The organism is Acidobacteriota bacterium (assembly GCA_028874215.1).
Taxonomy (GTDB): domain Bacteria; phylum Acidobacteriota; class UBA6911; order RPQK01; family JAJDTT01; genus JAJDTT01.
On sequence record JAPPLF010000024.1, the window covers coordinates 56,792 to 67,540 of the forward strand.

Below are 10,749 nucleotides of genomic sequence, written 5' to 3' on the forward strand. Positions count from 1 at the left end.
TTGCGCAAGGAGCGGGGCGGCGAATCTCCGCTTTTCGGCCGGGGCTACACTGCCGCGGAGGGTGCATTTCCCGTGCCGGTAATCGCCCGGTGGCCGCCGGGCGATTACCAACGGCCTTCAGGATCAGTCGAACATCCTGGACCCCGGGTGTTGAGAAATAAGTTCCCCGTGCCCAGAATCTGATTCGTGCGGGTGAGGAAACTCTTGGGGCGACATTTTCGCTCCGAATCTTTCGGGAGTGGCGAACGATGAAATTGAATACGACTTTGCGGCGGTGGCTTCCTGTCTCCGGTCTGGTGGTTCTGGGCTTGATGGGAACGGGCCGGCCATCCGAAGCTCAGGGAGAGGAGAAGGCCCTGCGTGCCGGCGCCTCGGTGATCGACGTCACTCCCCGGACTTTTCCGGTCTCGTCCAACGGGAGCATGAGCGACCGCTCGGCAGGGAAGGCCCACGATCCCCTCAACTCGCGCGCCCTGGTGTTGGACAACGGAACGGTCCGGATCGCCATCGTGGTCGTCGACAGTTGCATGATTCCCCGGGACATCATCGACGCCGCCCGCGAGAAGGCGTCGGCTTCGACCGGCATCCCAGCCGGGAACATGCTGGTGTCGGCAACCCACACTCATTCCGCCGTCACCGTCGGCGGAGTCTTCCAGAGCGAGCCTGAAGCCGCCTACCGGGAGTTCCTGAAGGAACGAATCGCCCTTTCCATCGTCGAAGCCGCCTCCCGGCTGGAAGCGGCGCGAGTCGGTTGGGCGGTGGGCAACAACGCCCGCCAGGTTTTCAACCGGCGCTGGTTCATGCGTCCCGGTTACCGGTATGTGGATCCGTTCGACGCCGGGACCGATCGCGTGCAGATGAATCCGGCGTCGGGCAGCAGCCGGTTGCTGGCGCCGGCCGGTCCCATCGATCCGGAGGTTCCCGTCCTCTCGGTGCAGTCCCGGGACGGGCGTCCGCTGGGGGGAATGGGGACAGTCCGGAAAAGTGGAAAGGGAAATGGGGACAGTCTGGATCTCAGGGGGCGCGGGGAAATGGGGACAGTCTGGATCTCGGGGCGGGAAGGGAAATGGGGGCAGTCTGGAGTTGGGCAAGGAGCGCGGAGTTGGGCAAGGAGCGGGGCGGCGAAGCTCCGCTTTTCGGCCGGGGCTACACTGCCGCGGAGGGTGCGTTTCACGTGCCGGTAATCGCCCGGTGGCCGCCGGGCGCGAACCAACGGCCTTCAGAATCAGTCGAACACCCTGGACCCGGGTGTTGAGAAATAAGTTCCCCGTGCCCAGAATCTGATTCGTGCAGGTGAGGAAACTCTTGGGGCGACCTTTTCGCTCCGAATCTCCGGGAGTGGCGAACGATGAAATTGAATACGACTTTGCGGCGGTGGCTTCCTGTCTCCGGTCTGGTGGTTCTGGGCTTGATGGGAACGGGCCGGCCATCCGAAGCTCAGGGAGAGGAGAAGGCCCTGCGTGCCGGCGCCTCGGTGATCGACGTCACTCCCCGGACTTTTCCGGTCTCGTCCAACGGGAGCATGAGCGACCGCTCGGCAGGGAAGGCCCACGATCCCCTCAACTCGCGCGCCCTGGTGTTGGACAACGGAACGGTCCGGATCGCCATCGTGGTCGTCGACAGTTGCATGATTCCCCGGGACATCATCGACGCCGCCCGCGAGAAGGCGTCGGCTTCGACCGGCATCCCAGCCGGGAACATGCTGGTGTCGGCAACCCACACTCATTCCGCCGTCACCGTCGGCGGAGTCTTCCAGAGCGAGCCTGAAGCCGCCTACCGGGAGTTCCTGAAGGAACGAATCGCCCTTTCCATCGTCGAAGCCGCCTCCCGGCTGGAAGCGGCGCGAGTCGGTTGGGCGGTGGGCAACAACGCCCGCCAGGTTTTCAACCGGCGCTGGTTCATGCGTCCCGGTTACCGGTATGTGGATCCGTTCGACGCCGGGACCGATCGCGTGCAGATGAATCCGGCGTCGGGCAGCAGCCGGTTGCTGGCGCCGGCCGGTCCCATCGATCCGGAGGTTCCCGTCCTCTCGGTGCAGTTCCGGGACGGGCGTCCGCTGGCCCTGCTGGCCAATTACTCGCTGCACTACGTGGGGGGTGTGGCGCCCGGCGGCCTCTCGGCGGACTACTTCGGAGAATTCGCCAAGCAGATCGCCCAGCGCGTCGGAGCCGAAAAGGTGGAGCCTCCCTTCGTGGGCATCATGTCCAACGGAACCAGCGCCGACATCAACAACGTCAACTTCTTCGAGCCGGGTGTCCGCCGCCGGCCCTTCGAGCAGATCCGGCGGGTGGCGGCCGACGTGGCCGATTCGGCGCATCATGCCTACCGCAGGATCGAGTATCACGACTGGGTGCATCTGGCTTCCAGACAGGCGGAAATCGAACTGGGGGTCCGACTGCCGGACCGGGACGACCTGGATCGGGCCCGGAAGATCCTGGCAGACGCGGGACCCGGTCCCTACCGGGAACGCCGGGCCATCTACGCCCGCGAGACGGTGCTGCTGGCCGAATATCCGGCAAGGGTTCCGGTCCGGCTGCAGGCGATCCGCATCGGGGACCTGGGAATCGTCAGCACACCCTGCGAGACCTTCGTCGAGACCGGTCTGGCCATCAAGAAGGAGAGCCCGCTGCGGCCGACTTTCGTGATCGAATTGGCCAATGGTTACAACGGTTACCTTCCCACCGTCCGGCAGCACGAATTGGGGGGCTATGAAACCTGGCGGGCGCGGTCCAGCTATCTGGCGGTGGAGGCCGAAGCCAAGGTTCGCGAAAGTTTGCTCCGGCTCCTTCACGCCGTCGCCGGGGATTGAGGCGCCGGGAACGGCCGCTGGTCCCGTCACTCTCCAAGATCGTCCAGCCGCCTTGCGAGATCCGGCCTCGCCCGCTGGAACTCCGACCACCAGTCCTCCAGTTGGTCGCGGGTCGGGAGCCCGGGATGCTTCACCATGAGGTGCCGGAGATGGGACCGGAATCTGTCTTCGGGCGGAAAGACACGCCTTTTGTGGCCGGGGTAGAAGATGAAGTCCATGGCGGTCCCCTCCATGCCGCAGGTGACGGCGGCCGTGGTCTCCGGGTCCAGCAGGATCACTGATCGCCAGCCCGCGGGTGAGGATCGGGAAACCAGCACCGGATGATGCCAAGTGCCGATCAGGCGGCCGCCCCCCCGGGGGCAATGGGGAATTTTCCCTGCTCGTTGAAAATAGGCTTCCGGACTGCTCACGTAGCCGTCCAGATGGCCGACTCCTCGATCCGCCCAGAGCGCCAACTCTCCTCCGGCGTCCCAGAACCAGTGGGAACGCCGGCCGTTGACCGAGGTGTAGCAGGCAAAAAAATGCCCGTACTCTTCAATCGATCGCCCGGTCGAGTTGGCGGCGGTGAAGATCATGTCCCAGTAAACTCGATCGCGGACGGCCGTGGCGGGCAGGAGATAGTCCTGTCGAAACGTGAAACCGTCGGTTTCGAATTCAATCCCCAGGTATCCCTTGCCCATCCTCTCTGCATCCACTCGCGGATTCCCCTGGAAACGGGGACGAAAAGAGTCCCAGTAGGCCGGGTTTTCGAAGCCGCGAGCGCGAAAGTCGAACGGATGCCCCTTCCACCAGTGCCACTCCGTATAGTCCCAGGCGCTGTAGGCGCCCGGATGGATCCAGTCCAGTTCGGGTTCGTCCAAGGTCGTCAGTTCCTGGACCCCTCGCGAACTGAAGCCGATCTCGAGAAGGGGCGTGCCGTTGTTCAGGCGCAGCGTCACGGGGTAGAGGGAACCGTACTCGTCGGGAGGAACCGTTTGGGAATTCCGTCTGCAGGAAGTCGAGGCCGACAGAATAAGACCGAGTCCCGACAGCAGAATCCCCGCCAGTTTCATTTCCTTGGAAGCTCTTGCCAGTCCGATCCTCACCGGCATCCCTGGACGCCAAGGTCCCATGCCATCGAGGAATGTTTCCCGTCCCTCCCATGATATCCGCGGCGCCGCCTCGATCCGAGTGAGGAAAGGTTGTGGAAGGGCTGTGGAAAAAGCCGTCGCCGGGTGTCAGGATCGGCGGGGGGAAATCCCCGGGACCGACAAGAACGGCGTGACCCATGCCCGGACCTTCACAGGAGTCTCACCGATGAGGACCTGGAGACGTCTTTCGATTCTGTGCCTTCTGATCCCACTACCCGTGGCCGCCGAAACCTCTGCCGGGGTGAAGCTCTCCTTCGATGGGGTGGACGTCGATCCGTCCGGCCGGGAGTTGCGGCTGGTTCCGGGAGTCCACCATCGATTGGGCTTCACCGTTCTCGAGCCTGGAGACCTGGAGTTCCAGGGACGGGTGACCCGGCGTCTGCCGTCCGGCCGGACCGTCACCGAGACTCGATCGTTCCGTCGCCGGATCAGCTTCGAGCTGGGACCTCTGACCGCTCCCGGCCGTTACGAATTTGAAGCGGGCGCCGTCTATTTTCGCGGCTACCAGATCGAACTCCAGGTGACAGTCCGCGACTGGACGAAGACCTGGGTTTTCCGCCAGCAACTCAGCCGGGAGGTGACGACCGAACGGCTGGGGATGGGCGAGGGCGGACTCCCGGTCAAGGCCCTGCGTTTCGTCGACGGCGGACCGGAGCGGGTCGTATTCGATCCCAAGCTGGCCTCCGCCAATCTGATCTCGCTTCGGATGCACCCGGACGTCCTCCTCCACCAGGATCGTTTCTCCCTGTTGGCAGAGGTCCGTCCCGGCGCCGGACCGGAACGAGTCGAGGGCGAGATGAGGATCTCTGACGCCTCCGGCAAGTCCCTCTGGACGAGGGAGCTCACGCTGACTCGCCAGGAGGGAGTTCGGAAGGTTCCGGTCCCGGTCGGGGGTTGGCCCGACGGGAACTACCGGGTGCAGTTTCTGCCCAACGTGGGTGGACGGCTTTGGCCGGACGGCCCCGCATTGGACTACCGGCGGAGAACCGAGCCGCCGGACAGTCTCCCGCTCACCCCCCTGGCCACTTGGCGTCTTCGGATCGACCCCGGGCGTCCCGAGATCCGGGTCCGTAACTTTCAGCGCGCCCACGGCCGTTGGGGGGACAGTCCCCTCGACGCGGAATCCTGGGAATGGAAACCACTGCCCAATGATGGCGTCGTTTTGGTGGGGAGAGGGGACTACACCGCCCCTCCCGTGACCTTTCGTCCACCCGTCCAGGGAACCTATGCCGTCTTTCTGGGGACGGGAGGTTCGGGTCTGCACGTTCAGGTGGGCCGGGAAGGGTTGATTCGGGACGCTCCGCCGACCCAGTTGGGGGAGGAGACCTTCGTCACCGCCGCGGATCTGACCGGAGAAGTCATTCGTTTCTACTCTGCCGGCGATCCCGGGAGGTGGCTCGACTGGAAGAAGGCCGGCCAACAGCGGGGCATGGCCACCCTCCTGCGGCTGGTTCCGGTCACGCCCCAATCGGCCCGGAAGCTCAAGAACCGGATGTCTTCGCCGCCAACGCCGCTGTCGGCGGTGAACGACTGGGCCTGCTACTTCGACGTGGTCTGGGCCCGGCTCCTTCCGGACCAGTTCCGGAGCATCGCCTGCGGACAGTCCGAATTGGGATTCGGGGCCATCGGCTGGTCGGTGGGCCGGTCATGGGTCGAGTACCACAGCCGGCTTCCCCGGACGACCCGTTTCCCCTGCGCCTCCTACGAGGAGGCGAAGCAAAACCGGGATTTTTCCCCCCACGACTACGGCCGGCGCATCCACATGATCAACGAATACGATGCCTTGACCCAGGTCAACGGGACCCGGGAAGACTGCCGCGCGCAGGTCTGGCCCTGGCTGGCCATGCAGCGCCACTATGGCGCCGACCGCTACGGAGGCATATTCGCCAGCGAGTTTTACCGGCGGCATCAGCAATGGTGGAGGATCGCCAAGGACGGTTCCGACTCCAGGGGATTGAGCTACTACTTCCCCCAGGTCCGGAAGGAACGGGTCGATATCCTGCTGGAGGTGGCCGAGCGGGGGGCGGACGGCCTGTTGGTGGGATGCGACCGCCAGGTCCCCATGCTTCTTTACAACCCTGAGATGGTCGCGGCTTATCGAAAGGCGACCGGGGTGGACCCCAGAAAGATCGACGTCTCCGCCGGCCGGCCCTACCGCGATTGGGTCCGCTGGCGGGCGGACTTCTTCACCCAGGTGCTGCGCGACCTGAAGGCCGGACTCGCCGCCCTCGATCGGACCGTTCCCGTGGCCGTGCGCATTCCGGCGGCGGGGCTGTTCAACAATCTGGCGCAGGGTCTGGACGTGGAGCGCTGGTGCCGCGAGAAACTTGTCGACCAGGTCCAGCTCGACCCGCTGCAGGACCTCAGGGGACAGGCCGGCCAGGATATCCGTCCCTATCTGGATCTGGGACGCCTCTATGGGATTCCCATCGTGGCAGGCATGGGCGCCTCGGCCTACATCGGCGCCGGCGGGACCCACTCCTGGACCCACGTCAATCGGCAGGACGGCAGCCTCCTGGTTCCCCGGGGCGGCGCCGGTCTGACCAATCTCGTGCCTGGCCTGAAACGGGCGTTAGGACTGATCAAGGGGGGCGCCGACGGCATCGACGCCTATGAGACCGAACTGCTGGCCCAGGTCGATCCCATTCGCTTCCTGGTGGCCATGTATGGGCATCGTTCGCAGATGGAAGAATTTCTCCGGGAGTCCAATCTCGAGTCGGTGGCCCCCGTCGATGCCGACAACGCAGCCTCCGGGCACGACAACCATTCCCGATGGGTTGTGGGCTGGACCCTGGAGGGCTTCGGAGCAAAATCGCTGTGAGCGGTTTTCCACGATGCGAAAAACCGGTCCGCTGATGTCCGCGTGATAGACTACGAGGAGACATGTTCAATCGCATTCTTGCCAAGGTTCTCGGCTCCCAGAACGAGCGGGACCTCAAGCGAATCCAACCCATCGTCAATCGGGTCAACGAGTTGGAGGCTTCGGTCTCGAAGCTGGACGATGCGGGCCTGAAGGCCAGGACTCCCGAGTTCAAGCAGCGCCTGGAGCGGGGCGAGAGTCTGGAAGACATCTTGCCGGAAGCCTTCGCCGTGGTGCGGGAGACCTCGCGCCGGACCCTCCGCATGCGCCACTACGACGTGCAGATCATCGGAGGCACGGTGCTCCACGAAGGCAAGATCGCCGAGATGAAGACGGGAGAGGGAAAAACCCTGGTGGCGACTCTCCCGATCTATCTGAACGCCCTCAAAGGTGAGGGAGTCCACTTGGTGACGGTCAACGACTACCTGGCTCGCCGGGATGCCGAATGGATGGGGCCCCTCTACCGTTTTCTGGGCCTGACGGTGAGCATGATCCAGCATGACATGCCGGACCAGGACCGGCGCGACGCCTACCAAGCCGACATCACCTACGGCACCAACAACGAGTTCGGCTTCGACTACCTTCGGGACAACATGAAGTTTTCGGCGCAGGAATGCGTCCAGCGCGGCCACCGCTACGGCATCGTGGACGAGGTGGACTCGATCCTGGTGGACGAAGCACGGACGCCGCTGATCATCAGCGGTCCCTCAGAGGAATCCACCGACAAATACACGCGGATCGACCGCATGATCCCCCGCCTGATCCGTGAAGAAGACTTCAAGGTGGACGAAAAGGCCAGAAGCGTGGTTCTGCAGGAGACGGGGATCGAGAAGGCGGAGAAGTTTCTGGGGGTCGAGAACGTCTACGATCCACGCAACATGGCTCTGGTTCACCACATTCACCAGGCCCTCAAGGCCCACGCGCTGTTCAAGCGAAACGTCGACTACATGGTCAAGGACGGACAGGTCATCATCGTCGACGAGTTCACGGGCCGCCTGATGCCCGGCCGCCGCTACTCTGAAGGGCTGCATCAGGCCCTGGAGGCCAAGGAGGGGGTCAAGATCGAGCGCGAGAACCAGACCCTGGCCACCATCACCTTCCAGAACTACTTCCGGATGTACGACAAACTGGCGGGGATGACGGGCACGGCCGAAACCGAAGCGCCCGAGTTCGAAAAGATCTACAAGCTCCAGGTCAACGTGATTCCCACCAACCAATCCCTCATCCGGGACGAGTACGAGGACGTCATCTACCGGACGGAGCGGGAGAAATTCATCGCCGTCGTGGACGAGATCCGCGAGTGCAATTCCCAGGGCCGGCCCGTGCTGGTGGGCACCACCTCCATCGAGAAGTCGGAACGGCTCTCCAGGCTGCTCAAGCGCAAGCGGATCAAGCACGTGGTGCTGAACGCCAAGTACCACGAGCGGGAAGCGGAGATCATCTCCCAGGCGGGTAAGAGAGGCTCGGTCACCATTGCCACCAACATGGCTGGCCGCGGTACGGACATCATCCTGGGAGGCAATCCCGAATTTCAGGCCAGGCTGAAGCTCCGGGGCCGCAGGCTCGATGAGAACCCCCAGGAATACGAAGCGGAACTGGAGAAGCTCCTTCCCGATTGGGAAGGGGAGCACGAGGAGGTGGTCCGACTCGGCGGCCTGCACATCATCGGCACGGAGCGTCACGAGTCGAGGAGAATCGACAACCAGTTGAGAGGCCGTTCCGGCCGGCAGGGAGACCCGGGGTCCAGCCGTTTCTATCTTTCGTTGGAGGACGACCTGCTGAGGATCTTCGGCTCCGATCGGATTTCGGGGCTGATGCAGTCCCTGGGAATGGAGGAAGGGGTCCCCATCGAGTCGAAGCTCATCACCCGGCAGATCGAACGGGCCCAGAAACAGGTGGAGGCCCGGAACTTCGAGATCCGGAAACACCTGCTGGAATACGACGACGTGATGAACAAGCAGCGGGAGGAGATCTACCGTTTCCGCCGCGAGCTGCTTGAAGGAAAGGACCAGAAGCCCTACGTCCTCAACTTGGCGGACGAGTTGGTGCAGGAGTTGTTGGGCTCGCACGTCTCCATGGAGGAGGATCCCCGGAATTGGGACTTCGAGGGCCTGGGAATCAATTACCAGAGGATCTTCGGCCTCGGACTGCCCCGGGACGCTCATCTCATGGACCGTCCTGAACTGGACGATCGCCTCGCCGGCATGGCCCGGAAGCGGTATGAGGAGAAGGAGGGGGAGATCGGCCCCGAGGTCATGCGCTGGTACGAACGGATGATCATGCTTCAGATCATCGACCAGCAGTGGAAGGACCACTTGCTCGCATTGGACCATCTCAAGGAGGGGATCGGTCTGAGGGGCTATGGACAGCGGGATCCCCTGGTCGAGTACAAGCGCGAATCGTTCGAACTCTTCGAGGATCTATGGAACCGGTCCACCGAAGAGATGGTCCGGATGCTCTATCTGCTCCGGCCCATTTCCGACGAGGACGAACGGGAGCTGCGAGGCGCCCACGCCCGGCGGCAGCAACAGGTGTCCTACTCCGGACCGGAAACGGCGCCGCCGCCTCAGCCCTCCCGACGCGCCAACCGGGGCCGCATGGACGCGCGAAGCGCCGCCGCGGTGAAGACCGTGGTTCGGACCATGCCCAAAGTGGGCCGCAACCAGCCCTGTCCCTGCGGCTCGGGCAAGAAGTACAAGAAGTGCTGCGGCCGCTGACTTCAAGGTTGCCGCAAGCTCGGGTCAAGCTGATCCTGAAGCTGATCCTGAGCTTTTCCTTTCTAGGTCTGGTTCTGAGCCGCCTGGACCTCACCCGGTTGCTCCACGTCGTAGCCGGCGCCCGTCCCGAATTCCTGCTGCTGGCGGTTTCGATTCAGATCCTCACACTGTTGCTTTCGGCGTTCCGTTGGAGAATCGTTCTCGAGAATTTCAAGATCTGCCAGCGTTGGTATCCGCTCACCAAGCTCGTCTTCATCGGCGCCTTCTTCAACCTGTTCCTGCCCTCGGCCATCGGCGGAGATGTCTTTCGCGCCTACTATCTGTCCAAGGGTACGGGTCGAGGCATGTCCACGACTCTCACCACCAGCATGCTGGAACGCAACGGTGGCCTCTGCGGCCTGTTGCTCATCGGTTTCGCCGCTTCCCTCGTCGTCCCCCAACAGATCGCCGGACTTTCGTCCCTCCATATTTTCCTTGCCGCGTGCGCCGTGTATGCCGTGGCCAACGTGATGCTGTTCCACTCTTGGACCCACGGCCGGATGACCTGCATGGTGCAGAGGTTCGGCTTCCATTCCCTGACCCGGAAAATGGAGCTCGTCTACCAGGGCCTGGACGCTCTGAAGCGGAATTCGGGCAAGATGGCCTCTGTCGCCGTGGTGTCGCTTCCCATCCAGGCCGGGGCGGTGGCGGTGGTCTGGGTGACGGCCCAGGGAATCGGGATCGAAGCTCCCTTCTCGCTCTTCATGGTCTTCGTGCCCTTGATCAACCTGACCATCATGGTGCCTCTCACCATCAACGGGATCGGTCTTCGCGAGAGCGCCTACTATCTGCTCTTCTCCCAGGCGGGAGTTCCGGCCGAGATGTCCGTAACCCTGTCCCTGCTCGGTTTCGTGGTGATGATGTTGTCGTCCCTGCCGGGGATCGTCTACTACTCGATTCGCAAGCAGGAGGAAATCGATCTGGAGACGGCCGCCATCGCGCGGGAGGATTGACCCGGGAGAAGAGAGATAAGAGCGGGCATCGTCCGGATGCCGAGGCTCTCCTGTTCCTTCCACCTTCCATTCCAGAAGGCATTCCATTCCAGAAGGGGACAGTCTGTTTCAGAGAATGCCCTTCCACTTCCAAGAAGGGGACAGTCTGTTTCTTCCCAGAGAAGGGGACAGTCTGTTTTTTCCCAGTTTCCTTCGCCGTTTCCAATTCTGAATCGTTGTTGTCATCAGGGGCACAAAACGT

The 10,749-nt window shown here is 63.2% G+C and carries 7 protein-coding genes; 6 read left to right on the forward strand and 1 reads right to left on the reverse strand.

Annotated features, from left to right (window positions below; translation table 11 throughout):
• The first annotated feature begins 248 nt into the window (after positions 1 to 248).
• Positions 249 to 1,184 carry a hypothetical protein gene (locus tag OXT71_04600; GenBank protein ID MDE2925661.1) on the forward strand — a complete coding sequence of 312 codons (936 nt, stop codon included), beginning with the start codon at positions 249 to 251 and terminating at the stop codon, positions 1,182 to 1,184.
• Between the two features lie 164 nt (positions 1,185 to 1,348).
• On the forward strand, positions 1,349 to 2,809 hold the full coding sequence (locus OXT71_04605; protein ID MDE2925662.1) for a hypothetical protein: 1,461 nt from the start codon (positions 1,349 to 1,351) through the stop codon (positions 2,807 to 2,809).
• Positions 2,810 to 2,835: 26 nt separating this feature from the next.
• Here the strand turns inward: OXT71_04605 and OXT71_04610 are convergent, their stop codons facing one another.
• On the reverse strand, positions 2,836 to 3,900 hold the full coding sequence (locus OXT71_04610) for a hypothetical protein (GenBank protein MDE2925663.1): 1,065 nt from the start codon (positions 3,898 to 3,900) through the stop codon (positions 2,836 to 2,838).
• Positions 3,901 to 4,105: 205 nt separating this feature from the next.
• On the opposite strand from OXT71_04610, the gene OXT71_04615 reads away from it, so the two are divergent.
• The 4 genes from OXT71_04615 to OXT71_04630 all read left to right on the forward strand — a co-directional run.
• A complete protein-coding gene (locus OXT71_04615) occupies positions 4,106 to 6,760 on the forward strand; it encodes a hypothetical protein (GenBank protein ID MDE2925664.1) in 2,655 nt (884 codons plus the stop codon).
• 62 nt (positions 6,761 to 6,822) lie between these two features.
• Positions 6,823 to 9,516 (forward strand): preprotein translocase subunit SecA, encoded by a 2,694-nt coding sequence (gene secA / locus OXT71_04620; GenBank protein MDE2925665.1) that lies wholly within the window; start codon positions 6,823 to 6,825, stop codon positions 9,514 to 9,516.
• On the forward strand, positions 9,501 to 10,508 hold the full coding sequence (locus tag OXT71_04625) for a lysylphosphatidylglycerol synthase transmembrane domain-containing protein (protein ID MDE2925666.1): 1,008 nt from the start codon (positions 9,501 to 9,503) through the stop codon (positions 10,506 to 10,508). Before secA ends, OXT71_04625 begins: the two co-directional genes overlap by 16 nt.
• The coding region (locus OXT71_04630; GenBank protein ID MDE2925667.1) for a hypothetical protein at positions 10,505 to 10,749 on the forward strand (245 nt) is incomplete at its 3' end. The genes OXT71_04625 and OXT71_04630, both read left to right, overlap by 4 nt.